Origin of the sequence: Candidatus Gorgyraea atricola (genome assembly GCA_030765235.1) — a bacterium.
GTDB lineage: Bacteria > Omnitrophota > Gorgyraeia > Gorgyraeales > Gorgyraeaceae > Gorgyraea > Gorgyraea atricola.
In genome coordinates, this window is the sequence record JAVCCW010000010.1 from 32924 (window position 1) to 49214 (window position 16291).

Here is a 16291-nt window from a genome sequence, read left to right on the forward strand (position 1 = left end):
TTTTTAAATTATAATTTTCTCTGTGTCCTCTGTGGTTTGTTTTTGTGGTTTCTTTTTAGGGTAATAAAACTACTTTTAGAGATTCTTGGGCATCTGAAAGGATCTTAAAGCCCTTTTGAATCTCGTCTAATGGTAGTTTATGCGTTATCATACCTTTTGCATCTATTTTTTTGCTCTTAATTAAATCCAGGGCCTCTTTTAAATCACGCGGCGCTGCTCCATAGGATGAAGCCAGGGTTATCTCATTCCTCCAGAAAACCGCGGTCGGTACCTGAATATCCTTATCAGGTATTGCGAAAAGCAGTATCGCGCCTTTTCTATCTACAGAGTTAAAAGCCTGTTCAATTGCCTGATACGCGCCAGCACAAACAATAACTCTATCTGCCTTTACGTTTAGTTTTTCTTCTTTTACATCTACGACAATATCCGCGCCAAACTCTTTTGCCTTCTTCAATCTGTATTTATTTATATCTGTTGCAATAACCTTTGCGCCCTTTGATTTAGCCAGCCAGATGTTCAGGAGTCCAGAAACGCCACTTCCTAAAACCAGCACTATCTGACCCTTCTTGACTCCAATAACGCGCTGACCTCGTACAGCACAGGCCAGTGGCTCTATCATCGTGCCTTCTTCGCAACTAACGCCTTCCGGCAATACATACGTGCCTCTTTCAACGTTTTCCTTTGGTACCCTGATGAATTCGCTGTAGCCGCCAGGCTCATAATTGCCTTTGTGCAATGTCTCGCATGCAGTATGATTATCATCTGCGCAATATTTACATCTATTACAAGGCACATGGTGACTTACAAAAACTCTCTGTCCTGCTTTATATTTTTTTGAATTTGACTCGACGATCTCACCAGCTATCTCATGGCCTAAAATACGCGGCGCCTTTTTAATCCTATACCACTCCATGGCATCTGTACCGCAAATCCCAGACGCCATCACCCTGACCAGGATCTCGCCTTGTTTGATCTGAGGCCTATCTCTTTCCTCTATCCTGATATCGCTATTGTTATAATAAACCGCTACTTTCACTTTTTCTTATATATTTTAAATGCCTCTTTGACAGACGCATTTTCATGCACGATCGCTCGAACAGCCTTTATCATGCCGATTGGATTATCTGACTGAAATATGTTCCTTCCCATGTCCACACCTACTGCTCCGGAGCTTATCGCGTTCTTGGCCATCTGGAGCGCCTTTTTCTCTTCTATCTTTTTTCCTCCTGCTATTATAACAGGTACATTGCCGCACGCCTTTACGACCTTATCAAATCCAGGCTCGCAATAATATGTCTTTACTATATGCGCGCCTATCTCTACGCAGATCCTTGAGGCTAGGGCCAGATACCTGGAATCCCTTACCAGGGCCTTGCCAACAGCTGTTACAGCCAAAACAGGGATACCATAACCCGCGCCTTCATTGATAATCTTTGAAAGATTGCCAATAGTCTCTTTCTCATGCTCTCCTCCTATAAAAGCAGAGCATGTGATTGCCGAAGCATTTATCCTGATCGCATCTTCAATCGAAGTAGTGATTATCTCGTTCGATAGCTCCTTCAATATACTCTGCCCACCTGAAACCCTGAGCACAATTGGCAGGTCCACTGATGAGGAGATCCAATTTCTTAAAGCGCCTCTAGTGATCATTAGGGCCTCTGCATAAGGCAATAAAGGACTGACTGTCTTGCCTAAATCCTGCAACCCCGTAGTAGGTCCCTGAAAATAACCATGATCAACTGCCAGCATAACACATCGTTTTGTCTTTGGATTAATTATCCTTGAAAGCCTGTTCTCCATACCCCATTCCATACCATACCTCCCCTATGTGCTATATAGCTCAATAATAGGATATATATTATACCTTAAATTATTATCGCTTGTAAAGTCCGATTAGTTCTGCTTGGGTAAGAATGTGGCCTTGCATTGCCTTTTCAAGATCTCTCTTTCTGGCGTTATCTCGCAGATCGATCTCAGTATCCAATGCATACAGCTTGAAGAAGTAGCGGTGTACACCTGAGGGTGGACACGGACCTCCGTAATTTTTTCTACCAAAGTCATTCATGGCCTCTTGCCCTGGGATGCTGTTCTCTTCTATGCTGGAGACAACTGGTATGTTGTACACGACCCAGTGCACCCATGTGCCCATTGGCGCGTCTGGATCATCTACTATCAATGCAAGCGTCTTTGCCTCCCCAGGAACACCCTCAATGACTAGCAAAGGGTTGATGTCTTCGCCCTGACAGGTAAATCTCTTTGGTATAAAACTATTATTTTCAAACTCAGGGCTGGTAATCTTCATGTCTATAGCCTCCTCTGCTCCACAAGGAGCCATAAATATAAAAATGCCTATAAAAAATACGAAAAGAATTTTATTCATTAGGCGCAGATAGTATGTCAAATATCGTCTTTATGATAGCTTGAGCTGGCTCTACTTCCTGTTGTCTTTGTTCACTCCCTTCAGATCCTGCTTCTGTTTCCTGTTGAGGGTCTTCTTTTCTAAAAATAGCCTTTAGTAATTCCTGGCCAGTTGAAACAGCAAGCTTTTCTATTACATAATCAATATCAGGCTTTATCGACATATCACCAAGACTACCTCCGACATGAACAGGCATTGTTATCAGGCCTTGTGAATTCTGCAAATAGCTTAGCTCATAAACTGCGTCAACGCATGCCTCTGAAAGATCTTTAGGTATAAACAGTTCTGAATCCATATCAAGCCTTCCCCTGAGATCCAGATAACCGCTAGCCACTAGATAAAAAACATCTGACTCAATAGTAGTCTTCTTAAGAAATACCTTCCCATCCTTCATATCAAGATACCCTTTAATAGGCCTAAAAGAGGTATGATTGTCTTTTAAGAGCCCGCTGTAGTGTTCTGGCAGCTTGTTTTTTAACTTATACACAAGCCCGGGTAATATATTCTCGAGTCTTTCAAAAGCAACCACTAAAAGATTCATGTTCTTAAGCGCTGCCTTGTCCAGCTTTATACTGGCCCTGGCTGAAAGCGTATCAAGTAGCTTACGCACATCCAATCCTCTTGCTGAAAGATCCGCGTCTATTTCGAGCATACCTTCAAAGCGCGGAGCGCCTGGCCCAACATCTGGCAGAAACATGGAAACATCCATGCCCTGCAGCATGATCTCCATATCTGAATCCTGACTAGAAGACAAATTCCTTACAATACCTTTGATAAAAAAAGCTCCTCCAGCAATAGACCCGGTAAGGCGGTTTATAATCAGGTTTTCTTCTGATATCTTTGCCCTTAATTCAACATCCTTAAAGCTATCCTTCAAGGGAAATCTATTCCCAAATTGCACATCAAGGACCTTGATAAACAGCCTATCTATCTGCAGCTTCCTCTTGATAAGCGGCAATATCCTTATGCGCGCCTCTATAGACACTGCCTCCATCATCGCATTAGACCAGGTCTTTTCTCTATCCTTTACAGAAATCTCATCTACCATAAGCGCCAGGCCTGGAAAAAAACTCAATGACACATCGTCTATCCTGACATCTTTATCTATCATCTCTTCTATTTTTTCTACTAAGATTCCTTTGTATTCATTAGGGTCAAATGTCAATAGATACACTAAAGCGCCCACAACAACAACTATAAAAAGCAATACCACTATTATGAAAAATATCTTCATGGATTAACGTAACTCCTTCAGGCTCATTAACAACTCGTTCTTTCTCTCTGAATAAGCAATGGCTGTTTCTTTTGTTATCCGCTTTTCCTTGTGTAGACATAGCAACACTTGATCAAATGTCTGCATGCCGTACAGGCTGCCATCCTTTATATAGTACTCTATCTCGTCTAGCTTACCTTCCCTGATCAGCTCCACTATAGTAGGTGTAGGGATAAGGACTTCAGTTGCAGGGACGCGACCCCCTTCGTCCTTTAAGGGAATCAGCCTTAAAGACAAAACGCCTTTTAGAAGCATTGATAACTGCATCCTTACTTCAGCATGCTGGTGCGGCTGGAAAAAATTAACTATCCTTTCTATGGTATGAACGCTGCTTATTGTATGTAGATTTGCTATCACCAGCTGCCCTGTCTCAGCAGCTGTCAGGGCAATTGACATAACCTGTGAGTTCCTTATGTCGCCTATAAAAATAACGTCGGGCGTCTGCAGCATGATGTATTCAAGCGCCTTCTGAAAACTCTCAGTATCTATGCCTATCTCTCTCTGAGTTATGATCGATTTTTTATCTTCATATATAAATTCTATTGGATCCTCAAGTGTAACTATATGCTTGGCCGTGGTCTTATTTATGTATTCCAGCATGCTTGCTACTGTGGTAGACTTTCCACTGCCAGTAGTGCCAGTGATCAGTACCAATCCCCGCTTCTCACCACACAGACCCTCCAGTACCTTTGCTGGCAGATTTAGTTCTGCAAATGAAGGAATTTTTCCGCTGATCGCACGGATCACGACAACCGTAGACCCGCTCTGTTTAAAAATCGTTGCCCGGAATCTACCTACGTCATCCATACCAAAAGACACTACGCTCTCGTTTTGATCTTTAAAGACGCTTCTCTTGCTTCTGGTTATTATTTTATCCACTATATCATTTAAATCCCTATCAGTAAGTATGTCTTTATCCTTAAATAACCCGCCATTGATCCTCATGCACACAGGACTGCCTGGTTTAAGAATAAGGTCTGACGCATTTTTTTCAAGCATCTCCTTTAATACATGAACAAGATTCATTGAAACACCCCTCGTTAAAAACAAACCACAGAGAACACAGAGATCTTTTTCAATTATAGTTTTCCTCTGTGCGCTCTGTGGTTTCTTTTAAATCCTTTCATCATAAAAAAGGCGCAACGGATTCTGTAAATCCGCTGCGCCTTAATACTATTCATCTTAACTTACTTAAAACTTGTATGAAATTCCTACGTTCAATGCCTCTTCATCTATGAACCTGCCTTCGATATTGATCGATAGCTGTTCGCTCTGCGGTGTTGCCTCTATCTTAGGTGTAATAGTTAAGCCTACAAAACCACCCAGATTCCTATCAGAACCCTTGCCTTTGCTGTCACTATACTGCTGAGGAGCAATAGTGTAGTCACTGCCAAGCTCTACATCTGAAAACTTTAATCCTACGTAAGGAGCAAAGACACCATTCTTCCACGCAAGTTCAACAGCGCCCTGAATCTCTTCATAATCACTGTTGGTCACATTTGTTAGTTCCGTAGTCGTGTATACTCTCGAATCTACTGTTACATCGTTAACAGCCAGATCCGTCGTCCTATAGCTTGCATTCGCGCCTATCTCAAAACCGTTATCCCATCGATAGATTAATGCGCTAGCCCCTACGCCAATGATAGCCTCTGAATCATATTTAACGGTGTGCTTTTCTCCCAAGATCGTATAATCCAATTCCATGTCTGATGCTTCACCGATATCAACGTAAAGATTAAATCTGTCAAGCATGCTCAAGCCTATCCTGGCCATCACTGCCTGCATTTCAAAGTCGCCGCTGTCAACATCTATTCTTCTTTCCTGTACAGCATCATAAACAACTCCAACACTCAAGCCGATATTGTTATCTGCCCATAATTCACCTTCTACCGCATCTGCCTCTGAGGTAAGGCCAACTGGAGCCGCACATACTGTTGCAGCGAAACCAACAACAAACAAAACAGCTAATAAATATTTTACCATCCTCATTATTTCCTCCTTGAAGTTAATAGATTACTTTATATATTTAACTTTTTTATTATTAGTTGCTTATTTATAGCTTATCCCATGAAGAATACTATTCCATCCCCCCTTTCTGTCTTGCATAAGATAATCAACGATAGCAATTATTAATTAAGTAGTAGTTTACACGGTGTTTTTAAATTAGTCAAGGGCTATGTATAATTTCTCTTCTTTTGTCAAAAACCTCCACATGCCCTCTGACAGGTTACCTAAGGTCAACGCCCCTTCCTTTAGCCTCTTTAAGTGCTTAACTGAATAGCCTGTTTCCGCAAAGATCCTTCTTATCTGCCTCTTTCTGCCCTCATGAATGGTGATCTTAAGGGTCTTGCCTGGCCCCAGCTGAATCTTACACCCTGCAGTACGTCTTCCGTCTAAAGAAACACCTTCTTCCAGCCTCAGCTTATCCGGAACCACCAGCTTCCTGTTAAGTGTTACAACATATATCTTATCCACCTTAAACCTGGGATGCGTGAGTCGATTTATTACGCCCCCATCATTCGTTAAAAGCAACAACCCTGTTGTATCTTTATCCAGCCTGCCAACTGGATTTAAATACCTGAATCTGCGCGGCAAGAGATCCATCACTGTCTTTTCAGCGAATTTGTCCTTCTTGGTAGTTGTGACTCCTTTTGATTTATGCAATATGATGTAGATCTTTTCTTTTGGAAAAACCCTTTTATCATCAAAATAAACCTTGTCTTCTTCCGAGGTAACCCTGTGCGACGGTTCAAAGACTATACTATTATTAACGCGCACCCTGCCAGACTTTATTATATCTACCGCAGACCTTCGAGACGCGACACCTGAGCTTGATAGAAAGACCTGCAAACGCATATCTCTTAAAATCCCCAGTTCAGGCTTGTATTAAAACTAACGTCAGGGCTGGAGGCAGCGCTGATATTTTCAACAACCGCAAAATTCCACGACACGTCGGTCCTTTCCTTCCACCTATAATTAAAACCCAGGGCCCAGTCATGCGCGTCATTGTCCAGAGGATTTGTCTGGCTATATGAATAAGGCGTATTGTTGCCGGTCACCTGTGTGACAACAGAAAACCTCTCTGTAAAAAAATATTCCAGTGCCAGCATGTAAGAATAAAACTCCTGATCGATACCCAGCACTGAGAAAACATCGGGCTTTTCTATTCTCATGACACTGGCACCCGTGTAGACAAAAAGCCTGTCAAAGAATCTCTTATCTATTAAAATGCCAAAACCATAATCGAATTCGCCGCTCCCGATCAAATCATCCTCATCAGCTGTTGGAAACTTGATCGCTGAGCGCACTGATATATTTGGAAAGAGCCAATGCCACTCGCTTTCCCTTAGCAGCTGATATTTAGCAGTTAGCACGACATCACCCAGGCCATGCGTAGAAGTCTTTTGTTGTATGAGGTAGTTGCCGGGACCATACTTGAAACTGTAATCGAATTCGTACGACCCTTGACGCTCTCTTGAGCGAGGCGTCCTTGCTCCAATTCCATCCTCAAAGCCTTCTATAGCATTATCCAGATATCCACTGCACAGGCCTATATAAGGAACCTCTAATCCGATTTCCAGATTATCGTAAACACCATACCTGAAATCAAGCGTGATCCTCTGGACCTCTAAGTCGATCTGGATGTCATAAAAAGATGAGATCGGCGTAAACGCGCTTACAGTGATGTTTGAAACAGTATAATCCGCATCTATTACAAATCTATTTCTCTCTACAACGCTTGCCTTGTCCGGCACCATCTGTAAATAGAAAAGATATAGCGGCATTTGATTTCGTATGGCTACCGGGCCGATCCCTGATACCTGATAAGATTCCTCATCTTCTTCTGGTTCATATAAATATGCAAAAGCACTGTCCAAAGACAAAAAACAACTGACAAAAAACAACACCACGATAGCTGCCAAAAATACCTTCATCCATAACCTCCGCGATCTTGAAAATGGTCTAATTATATGGTATACTTGTATTAGCCGATAAGGGCAAACCCTAGAGAAATCAGGGGGCGCAAAGCCAACAGGCCTAAGTCCTTTAAACGGATATGGCGGCTGGGTTGCCAAGCGATGAAAAGCCGACGCTAATCGCCTTTATCGGCCTTTCTTATTGTCTTCCCCATGATTTCAGAAAACTCATCCTCCAGCACAAAAAAAGGAGCTACGTTGCACCCGGTAAAACTCTTTACCTTATCTATTGCCTCAATATCCTTGGGATTTAACATAGCAAGGCTTACTACGTTCTTTTCCTTCTTAACTGGAATTACCCCATAATTCTTGATCAAATCAATAGGTATCTTGCTTATAACTGCTTTTAATTCTCCATTCTGCTCTAATCTTCTTACATCAAAATGCGGGACATTCAACTGTGACTCCAGGGCCCTTGCTATGTCGCCTGAACTCGCCAAGCCAAGACCTACAATGCTCTGACCGATCTTCTGGCCTGTTGACCAATGTTTACTTAAAGCTGCCTCGAGCTGCTGAGAAGTCAAAACATGTGATTCAACCAGTATCTGGCCCAATGGCTTGTGCCTGAATTCAGGCACCACCTTAGAGGCCTTTTCAGAGACAATAGACTGATGCGAAGCTAAAAACTCTTTCTTCATCATGGTCCTGCGATTTACAAGAAAATTACTTCCAGGCAAGGCCTTCAGGTATCCCTTTATCTCAGCGATTATCTCCATGAGCTCCACGATATTTTGAAATCCATAATCTTTATTATTAGCTATTGCCACAGAAAGGCTCATGAGCGGTGTATTTGTTATGTTGCCCCTTCTATCCTTTGAAATGATATGGCCCAGACCCCTGTCTTCTTTGGTGTAATGAAAAGGCATAAGCCTGTTAAAGCTCAATATGGACTCCGATGCTATTAATCTGTCGCGCTCAGGCGTGGTCACCACTACAAAATCATCGCCTCCAATATGCCCCACAAAGTCATCCTTGTTCCCGTATTTCTTAACTGTCCTTGAAACAATATGGGCAGTCTGGCGAATAACCGCATCGCCCTTCATGTAGTTATATTTGTCATTAAAGGATTTGAAGTTATCAATGTCGTAATACGCGACAGAAAAAATCGCGTCCTCTTCGATCTTTGACTGGATAACCTTTTCTATGCGTCTATTTCCAGGGAGCCTTGTGAGCGCGTTCGCGTGCAGCTGGTGCGTAGTCCTGCGCAGCGCCATTTCCATCCTGACCTCCAGGTCAATAGGATCAGGTGGGTTCGCGATATAATCGTCCACGCCCTGCTCTATCTCGAGCATGCGCTTGCGTATCTGTTTTTTATCAATGAGTATTATTACCGGTATGTGTGCGGTAAGAAAATCTTCTTTCAAGACCTTTGAGACCTCGAAACCGTCTATCTTCGGAATATTGCAGTCTATAATAATAATATCAGGGTGCGCTCGCCGAACCAGCTCAAGCACAGATGCCCCATCTGAAGCAATAATAACTTCGTAATCCCAAGCATTTAAAAGATAAACAAGTATATCTACTATCTTTTGCTCATGCTCTGCTAACAATACCTTTTTATTCAGTCCGTTCATAAGATCATTATAACGTACAATATTTCCAAGGTCAACATTTACCCCACCCAAAAATAATTTACATGCCTGGCTATGAAAAATCCCTGCAGCAGAAAAAATGTAACTAATAACAAAAAGAATCTTTTCTGTCTTTTTTCAATATTAAAATTCATGCCTAAAAACAGATACACTGGAAAGGCTATGGATAAATAGCGCATGTATGACATCATATTGCTGGTCAGGGCTGGTAAAAAACCTACTAAAAATGCATACAAAAATAAAGAAAATCGCTGCTTTTTAAATGTAAAAAACAGGACTGCGGTAAACAACAAAAACGCGATCCTGTCAACTATAGAGGTCGTATATCCATGAAGCGTAAAATCAGTCTTAAAAAAATTATTGTATAGGGTCACGAGTGGGTTCAATAGATTAGAAACACTATGCCTTGCGATGTAAATCCTCTGCGAGTCAAGCCATTCAAAGGCATTGCCTGTTGTAAAATGGAAAAATGCCAATAGCGCCATAAATCCAAGCACAGGAGATAATAGATACAAAATATTTGGCCTTATTTTAGTCTTGTTATTCTCGAAATATATTACTACAAATACCAACGCAATGGACAAACCTGTCAGCCTTGTCAGCGGCAAAAATAAGGCACATAATGCCGCCGGGAGATACTTTTTAGCAAAGGCATAATAGAAAAACATCATTATAAGCATGAAAAACAGGGCCTCTGAATATATGATGGAAAAATAAAACGCGGTTGGAAACGCCAAAAGGATCAACAAGCTCGCCTTGGCAACAGCAAGGCTAAAGTGTCTGCAGGCAAAATAATAAAAATACATCATACCGATAAGCGAAAATATGCTAGAGAGCAGGATGCCGCACATGACAGCGTCGCCTTTAAAAACAGGCAGGAAGATCTTTATTAAAACAGGGAATAGCGGAAATAGTACATTGAATTTATTGTGGCCTTCTGTGTAGCCATTTTTGGCAATATACAAAAAATTATAACTATCCCACGTCTTAAAAGGCGAACGACTGTTCAAGGCCTCGTCATCCGAAAGAACTGTATTTTCCTGGTATGAGGCCTCGTAAAACGGCATCATCTCATATGCAAGAGGTATAAAAATGGTGAGCAAAAATAACTTATATACAACAAGAAAGATTATCAGATTCCTTTTATTTAGCATAATCATCTCCTATGTATGAATATCTTTTATTTCGACCGATGTATGGCCGAATTCTTGAAGCCTATTCGTTTTGATTTTTACGTCACAGGGATTACAGTGACCAAATCTATCACACGACCTAAAGACATCTTCCAATTGAAACTCAGTATCCAATATACTCTCTGTTGACTCACGGCATTCATATAGGTCACTATGACATCTATGCACTCCTCCAGTGGGCCCGATGATAAATTCAGTGGTCTTACAAAGACACTTTTTTTTGAATTTTCTATTCACTGCCATTTCGTATTTATATGTGCCGAACAAAGAATCCTCGTAGTCTCCTAAAAATTCTTTTGTTCTGAAATCTATGCCTATTGTCCTTGCCTTGTCCTGGGCCCTTAAAATAATATCCTTATACGCTGGATGTGTGACTCCCCACATGCCAATACTAAACCCGGCATCCTGCATCTTTAAAACCTTCGCAAGGGTCTCGTCTAAACGCATCACCTCTGGATGGAAGCTCACCCTGATAGATGCATAAGGCGAGTCTCTTTTGAATCTCTCAGGCTTTACTGATCTAGTGAATTCATCCACGTCAAACTGTATGTTTGTAAGCATGTCTAATTTTAGCTCTGGCTTAAGATTATTGATAATATAAATAAAATCCCTGTGTAAACTCGGCTCTCCCCCTTGCAGTGTGATGGGTAAATCGTTTCGCAAGGCAATCCTGTTAAGCCCTCTTATCCAATCCTCTCCACTTATCAGCTTCTTGTTGAATCTGGCCTTTTTATTTTTGAAGTAATTTATGCAATAACTGCATCGGTAATTACAGTTGAGTGTTAAAAACAAGGCTATATAATTATAGGTTTTGGGGATAATTATATCTCTCATTTTAAGTCTGCGTTCTGTTCTCTTCAGGCTTAAACCTGTACAGGTAATAATTCAAGGAAAACCATACAAATACCGAGATCAATATATAAATCCAGAATAGGATAGGATATATTGTCTTAAACTCAAACACAACTCTATGTTTACCAACGGGGAGCTGAATTGCCTGAAATGCGTAATTGGCCCTGTAGATTTTTGCTGGCACACCGTCGATAGTGGCCTTCCATCCCCTATGGAAATTCTCTAATCTCGTTAAGAATCCATCTGCTGGAACATCTATTACTATATCTATTCTGTTAGGATCATCCCTTTTTATGATAGCCATGGCATCGGGCCCTAAAAAATACTTTGCCTTCCTCTTGTCAGGGACATCGAAATCAATCTCGTTTTCCTGAAAAAAAACTCGTAGAGTTTTCTGCTCTTCATCTATAAAATCTCTAAATATCTCCTTTATCATCTCATCTTTTTGCATGTTAGAACCAAAAACCCTCGCATTATTAGTGAAGAACATAGTAGGCATGCCAACACCAAATGCCAATTCATGCCTTGACCCCTGCCTAAGCATTCTTAACATATCATGGAGACGCGTATTTCTTAAGAATATAAGATTTTCCCTTCGACTAGTCAGGCTCGCTTCCTTAAAGTATAAAGGAAAAAAATCGAAGGGCATTGCTGGCGATTGCCTTGCAAAAAGGCCTCTTTCAAGCGGATAGATTACAGGAGCAGGGGGTGATAGATTATCATAGGGGCGCGTGACAAATCTGGAAGGGGCATAAGATGATAATGCGATATTAAAAAAGCAAATATCTAATATTAAAATTAAAAAAAACAGTAAATATGCTGTTCTTACTGCCAGGACCCTATTTTTGAAAATCTTTAGCAGCATAAGCGAAAGTACTATTACTATGCAACTTGATAAAATCAATACCCTGCCTATATTATCCTTCGCGGCCAAAAATAATACCAGGCCAGCTATAATAGTAATAAGGGGTATTTTAAATTTAGATTTTTCAGATAAGATCGCTTTCAGGCCAAATCCTGATGTACAAATTAAAAGAAAAGAGACGAGCTGGGAAAACATGAACGTATGCCGCATCATGTTAAATCCTGGCACATGTTTAACTAAGGAGGGGAACACAAAAAACTCCTTCCCTGCTCCAACCGAAGCAGTGAATATAGCTGTAATAAAAAATGGCCATACCAATTTATCTTTTGATCTAAGTAGAGCTATGGGTATAAGGATAAGCAGGATGATGCCAAAATAGAAGCCGTGATGAATAATGCTGTGAGTTTGACTGTCTTCAAATATCCTGTCTATAAGCAACCTATAATCTGAAAAAGAGGCATTAACCCTTGGTTGAGTACCATCTTGTTCTATAGAAAGGGCCGCGCCTGGGGCAAATGCCCCCCTCGAAGGGGAAACGAAATTTTTCATCTCGGAATTGAGAAAAATCAATGGCCCTGCCGCTAAAACTGCTATAAAAACAGCAAGGATAATCAATTTATAATGCTGCCTCACAATCTGATAAACTATTTTAAGGTATGATAAATTAAACAGGAAAATTACAGCAACAAAGAAAAAAGAAACCAGAAAAATATAAAGAGGAATATAGATATTCCACGACAAGCTGGTGTATATAATCGCGAGGGCTATACCATAAGGAGATTTATTTTTGATGGAGCTTACCAGGCCAAAAAGAATATAAGGGAAGAAATATAATAAAGCTATCCCTGCAGGCTGCCCCATATTCACATAAAAACAACCACTTAGTAAAAGAGATAAAAAACAAAAGAACGCAATCCTGAAATCATCAAAGAGCACATGAAATAATAAATATGCGCCGATACAGAAATTAAGAAATAAAAAAATCCAATATTGGTTAAAAAGGGTGTGGTCGTCTATTCTTATAAATTGGCTTAATAAAGAAAAAAATACATAGGGGGCCTTAAAACAACTGTTCGAAAAAAGATAGATAGGCTCACCCGCGTTCATGAACGGATTCCAGCCAGGATAAAATCCAGCATGAATCCACTGTTTTACTATGCGAAAGAAAATCTCGCCATTCCAGAAAGTATCATGATATGTGCTGGCTTTACCGAGAAAGAAATCTCTATAAAAAAACAGGAATAAAAATACGGCAGATCCTGCCAGGAAGGCCTTAGAAATAGATTTTGTAAACAAAAATACAGGAAGCAGGCAAAAAAACAATATTACCGCAAAATATACAAACGGCTGTACATTGACATCTAACATTATGGCTGTCCTTGCATTAGTCTACGCCAGCATAAAAAGAAAATCGCGAATGTCCAAGATAGCTTATTATAGCACACATAATCATCACAATCGCCGCAGCGATTCTTGGAGAGATATATAGAATTTCCACAAAAAATGGCAAAAGGATCAGGCTCGATAAAAAAGTGACAACATACGTCATGCAAAATTTAAAAAACTCCGTTATTATCCTCCAACCTCTCACTCTTGACTTGAAGGTTATATATTTATGAAAAATAAAGGCGTTGATAATCGCTATGAATGCCCCTAAAATCATGGCAGACATATAAGAAGTGTGTCTAACTTTAAATATATGTAAAAAAACCGCATAGAGAATCAGAAAAACTCCATATCCAAAAATTGTATTCCAAATCCCTACGATTATAAACTTTGTCTGTACTTTGTATTTACTTATGATAGTTTTTATAATATTTGTCACGCTCTTAATGTTCATCAAAAATTAATCTTCTCTTTAATAACGACGAAAGGCTTCTTGCGAACCTGGGAATGAATAGCGCCGATATATTCGCCGATAACGCCTAAGAAAAAAAGCTGGATTCCAAAAAACATTAAAAGCAGCGTGATAACACCTGCAACTGCTGGTATCTGGGCCTGCCAAATAGTAAATTTCAAAATCAGATATATCATACATGCCAAAAAACTCAATGATGCCAGGCCCAGCCCTATATATGTGCTCAGCCTTATCGGAACAATAGAATAACTAATTACTGCATTAATCGCAAAATCAACGAGATACTTAAAGCTGCTCTTTGAAACCCCTTTAGGCCTGGCCTTCCTTTTATAAGGAACACCGATTTGCTTAAAACCAATGGAGGATATTAATCCCCTGATATATGGTTTATAATCGTCCAGTTTAAGAAGTTCATTAACTATTTTCCGGTCTACTAGGCGAAATCCACCAGCATCCAGAGGCAGCTTTTCATCTGATAACGCATTAACAATTCGATAAAATGTCTTGCGCATAAAAGACATGGGGAACATATCGCGAGTTTTCTTTCTGACTCCATAAACTACATCGTATCCATCTTCCCAATATTTTACAAAAGTTGGGATGAGTTCTGGGGGGTCTTTCAGATTCGCCTCATAAGAAATTACCGCATCACCAACGGCATACCTATAACCCATCATTCCACTTTTTATTGGTCCAAAATCCTTAGAATATACCAAAATCTTTACTCTTCTATCCTGCGAGGCTATCTCTTTTAAAATGAAAATTGTTTCATCAGTACTGCAGTTGTCCATAAAGATGTGTTCGTAATCATAGCTCTTCTCTAACCCTGCAAATACTTTTTTAATTACATGATATACATCCCTTACTGTCTCAGCTTCATTACATACCGCGGTAACAACAGATATCTTTTTCATAATAACACCTCTCGTTATATCGGTTTCAACATCTTATCAAAAATACTACAAATAAATTCAATCTGCTCCTTCTTTATCCCAGGATAGACCCCTATCCAGAAAAGATTATCCATTACCATGTCTGTATTTTTTAAACTGCCATGGATCCTGTATTTTATATTTTCATAGGCAGGATGTTTTATTAGATTTCCACCAAAAAGCATCCTTGTGGCAATCTTATTTTTTTCTAAATATTTCACTGTCTCATTTCGCGTAAATGGGGCATCTTTTTTTACTAAAACAGGGAAGCCAAACCAACTTGGGTCAGAATTTTTTGCTTCCAGGGGAAGAACAAAATACCTCTCATATTTTTTAAAAAAAGCGTATAAAAACTTAAAGTTTTCTTTCCTTGCCCTTATAAAACCAGGAAGTTTTTTTAACTGTGCCACGCCAATTGCAGCTTGCATATCAGTAATCTTCAAATTATAGCCAATATGTGAATAGATGTATTTATGGTCATAACCATCCGGCAATCCCCCAAACTGCTGAGAGAATCTTTTACCACAGGTGTTATCGTGTCCTGGTTCACACCAACAATCTCTTCCCCAATCACGAAATGATAAAATTATCCGTTTCAACAGCAAATCATTAGTCAAGACCGCGCCTCCTTCACCCATCGTTATGTGATGCGATGGATAAAAACTACATGTAGCAATATGTCCAAACGCCCCTGTATATTTTTTTCTGTATCTTGAACCCATGCTATCGCAGTTATCCTCGATAAACCATAATTTATGCCTTTTTACTATCTTTAAAATCTTATCCATATCGGCAGGATTACCTAATGTATGGGCAATAAAAATTGCCTTGGTCTTTTTGGAAATCGCCTTTTCGATTCTTTCTGCCTGGATGTTATAAGTCCCCAAATTTATATCTACAAAAACGGGAACTAACTTATTCTGCACAATGGGGTTGAGGGTGGTTGGAAATCCACAGGCAGTAGTAATTACTTCATCGCCTGGTTTTAATCGCCGCTCCTTTAATAGCGGTGAAGTCAAGCTAGAAACTGCCAGTAAATTCGCAGAAGAACCTGAGTTTGTAAGTATACAATATTTTATGCCTAAAAATTCTGAAAATTCTCTTTGAAATTGCTTGGCAAATCTACCGGAAGTCAACCAAAAATCAAGCGAGGCATCTACTAAATTTGTCAATTCTTTTTCATCGTAAATGCGGCCCGCATAATTAATTAAAGTTTTTCCGGGTATAAACCTTGCCTCCTTTTCTCTGTATCTAAAGAGTTTGACAACTTTTTTAAAGACCTCCTGCCTTATTTTTCTCCGTGTCTTCGTCATATATAAATTTACACCGT

14 protein-coding genes and 1 riboswitch are annotated in these 16291 nt (G+C 40.1%); all 14 genes read right to left on the reverse strand.

The genetic code is table 11. From position 1 onward, the window contains the following. Positions 1–55: 55 nt before the first annotated feature. The 14 genes from P9L93_02195 to rfbH all read right to left on the reverse strand — a co-directional run bounded on the left by P9L93_02195 (position 56) and on the right by rfbH (position 16274). Positions 56–1036 carry an alcohol dehydrogenase catalytic domain-containing protein gene (locus P9L93_02195; protein MDP8229894.1) on the reverse strand — a complete coding sequence of 327 codons (981 nt, stop codon included), beginning with the start codon at positions 1034–1036 and terminating at the stop codon, positions 56–58. Continuing rightward, positions 1033–1812 (reverse strand): 3-hydroxy-5-phosphonooxypentane-2,4-dione thiolase, encoded by a 780-nt coding sequence (gene lsrF / locus P9L93_02200; protein MDP8229895.1) that lies wholly within the window; start codon positions 1810–1812, stop codon positions 1033–1035. Before lsrF ends, P9L93_02195 begins: the two co-directional genes overlap by 4 nt. A 61-nt stretch (positions 1813–1873) precedes the next feature. Further along, positions 1874–2302 carry a YbhB/YbcL family Raf kinase inhibitor-like protein gene (locus P9L93_02205; protein ID MDP8229896.1) on the reverse strand — a complete coding sequence of 143 codons (429 nt, stop codon included), beginning with the start codon at positions 2300–2302 and terminating at the stop codon, positions 1874–1876. A 70-nt stretch (positions 2303–2372) separates the two neighbouring features. After that, positions 2373–3653, reverse strand: coding sequence for an AsmA family protein (locus P9L93_02210; protein ID MDP8229897.1), 1281 nt, complete (start codon positions 3651–3653; stop codon positions 2373–2375). Positions 3654–3656: 3 nt separating this feature from the next. Further along, entirely contained in the window at positions 3657–4718 is a 1062-nt protein-coding gene (locus P9L93_02215) for a PilT/PilU family type 4a pilus ATPase (protein ID MDP8229898.1), read from the reverse strand. A gap of 165 nt (positions 4719–4883) precedes the next feature. Further along, entirely contained in the window at positions 4884–5681 is a 798-nt protein-coding gene (locus tag P9L93_02220) for a hypothetical protein (protein ID MDP8229899.1), read from the reverse strand. A 174-nt stretch (positions 5682–5855) separates the two neighbouring features. After that, positions 5856–6548: a pseudouridine synthase gene (locus P9L93_02225; GenBank protein MDP8229900.1), complete on the reverse strand. Its 693-nt coding sequence runs from the start codon at positions 6546–6548 to the stop codon at positions 5856–5858. A gap of 5 nt (positions 6549–6553) precedes the next feature. After that, the gene (locus P9L93_02230) at positions 6554–7627 is read right to left on the reverse strand and encodes a DUF3187 family protein (GenBank protein ID MDP8229901.1); all 1074 of its coding nucleotides are present in this window, start codon (positions 7625–7627) and stop codon (positions 6554–6556) included. A 52-nt stretch (positions 7628–7679) separates the two neighbouring features. Further along, positions 7680–7769, forward strand: a riboswitch (cyclic di-GMP riboswitch). Between the two features lie 16 nt (positions 7770–7785). Next, complete coding sequence (locus tag P9L93_02235) at positions 7786–9243, reverse strand: response regulator (GenBank protein MDP8229902.1); 1458 nt, start codon at positions 9241–9243, stop codon at positions 7786–7788. Between the two features lie 38 nt (positions 9244–9281). Beyond that, positions 9282–10415: a hypothetical protein gene (locus P9L93_02240; protein MDP8229903.1), complete on the reverse strand. Its 1134-nt coding sequence runs from the start codon at positions 10413–10415 to the stop codon at positions 9282–9284. A 9-nt stretch (positions 10416–10424) separates the two neighbouring features. Next, complete coding sequence (locus tag P9L93_02245) at positions 10425–11288, reverse strand: radical SAM protein (GenBank protein ID MDP8229904.1); 864 nt, start codon at positions 11286–11288, stop codon at positions 10425–10427. A gap of 1 nt (position 11289) precedes the next feature. Further along, positions 11290–13539 (reverse strand): hypothetical protein, encoded by a 2250-nt coding sequence (locus tag P9L93_02250; GenBank protein ID MDP8229905.1) that lies wholly within the window; start codon positions 13537–13539, stop codon positions 11290–11292. 471 nt (positions 13540–14010) lie between these two features. Next, a complete protein-coding gene (locus P9L93_02255; protein MDP8229906.1) occupies positions 14011–14943 on the reverse strand; it encodes a glycosyltransferase family 2 protein in 933 nt (310 codons plus the stop codon). 14 nt (positions 14944–14957) lie between these two features. Beyond that, positions 14958–16274 (reverse strand): lipopolysaccharide biosynthesis protein RfbH, encoded by a 1317-nt coding sequence (rfbH, locus tag P9L93_02260; GenBank protein ID MDP8229907.1) that lies wholly within the window; start codon positions 16272–16274, stop codon positions 14958–14960. Between the last annotated feature and the right edge of the window lie 17 nt (positions 16275–16291).

What these genes read in the sequence shown, in the direction of transcription:
- lsrF (MDP8229895.1), bottom strand. Translation starts at nt 1,812, where the DNA reads ATGGAATGGGGTATGGAGAACAGGCTTTCAAGGATAATTAATCCAAAG.
- P9L93_02205 (MDP8229896.1), bottom strand. Translation starts at nt 2,302, where the DNA reads ATGAAGATTACCAGCCCTGAGTTTGAAAATAATAGTTTTATACCAAAG.
- P9L93_02210 (MDP8229897.1), bottom strand. Translation starts at nt 3,653, where the DNA reads ATGAAGATATTTTTCATAATAGTGGTATTGCTTTTTATAGTTGTTGTT.
- P9L93_02215 (MDP8229898.1), bottom strand. Translation starts at nt 4,718, where the DNA reads ATGAATCTTGTTCATGTATTAAAGGAGATGCTTGAAAAAAATGCGTCA.
- P9L93_02220 (MDP8229899.1), bottom strand. Translation starts at nt 5,681, where the DNA reads ATGAGGATGGTAAAATATTTATTAGCTGTTTTGTTTGTTGTTGGTTTC.
- P9L93_02225 (MDP8229900.1), bottom strand. Translation starts at nt 6,548, where the DNA reads ATGCGTTTGCAGGTCTTTCTATCAAGCTCAGGTGTCGCGTCTCGAAGG.
- P9L93_02230 (MDP8229901.1), bottom strand. Translation starts at nt 7,627, where the DNA reads ATGAAGGTATTTTTGGCAGCTATCGTGGTGTTGTTTTTTGTCAGTTGT.
- P9L93_02235 (MDP8229902.1), bottom strand. Translation starts at nt 9,243, where the DNA reads ATGAACGGACTGAATAAAAAGGTATTGTTAGCAGAGCATGAGCAAAAG.
- P9L93_02240 (MDP8229903.1), bottom strand. Translation starts at nt 10,415, where the DNA reads ATGCTAAATAAAAGGAATCTGATAATCTTTCTTGTTGTATATAAGTTA.
- P9L93_02245 (MDP8229904.1), bottom strand. Translation starts at nt 11,288, where the DNA reads ATGAGAGATATAATTATCCCCAAAACCTATAATTATATAGCCTTGTTT.
- P9L93_02250 (MDP8229905.1), bottom strand. Translation starts at nt 13,539, where the DNA reads ATGTTAGATGTCAATGTACAGCCGTTTGTATATTTTGCGGTAATATTG.
- P9L93_02255 (MDP8229906.1), bottom strand. Translation starts at nt 14,943, where the DNA reads ATGAAAAAGATATCTGTTGTTACCGCGGTATGTAATGAAGCTGAGACA.
- rfbH (MDP8229907.1), bottom strand. Translation starts at nt 16,274, where the DNA reads ATGACGAAGACACGGAGAAAAATAAGGCAGGAGGTCTTTAAAAAAGTT.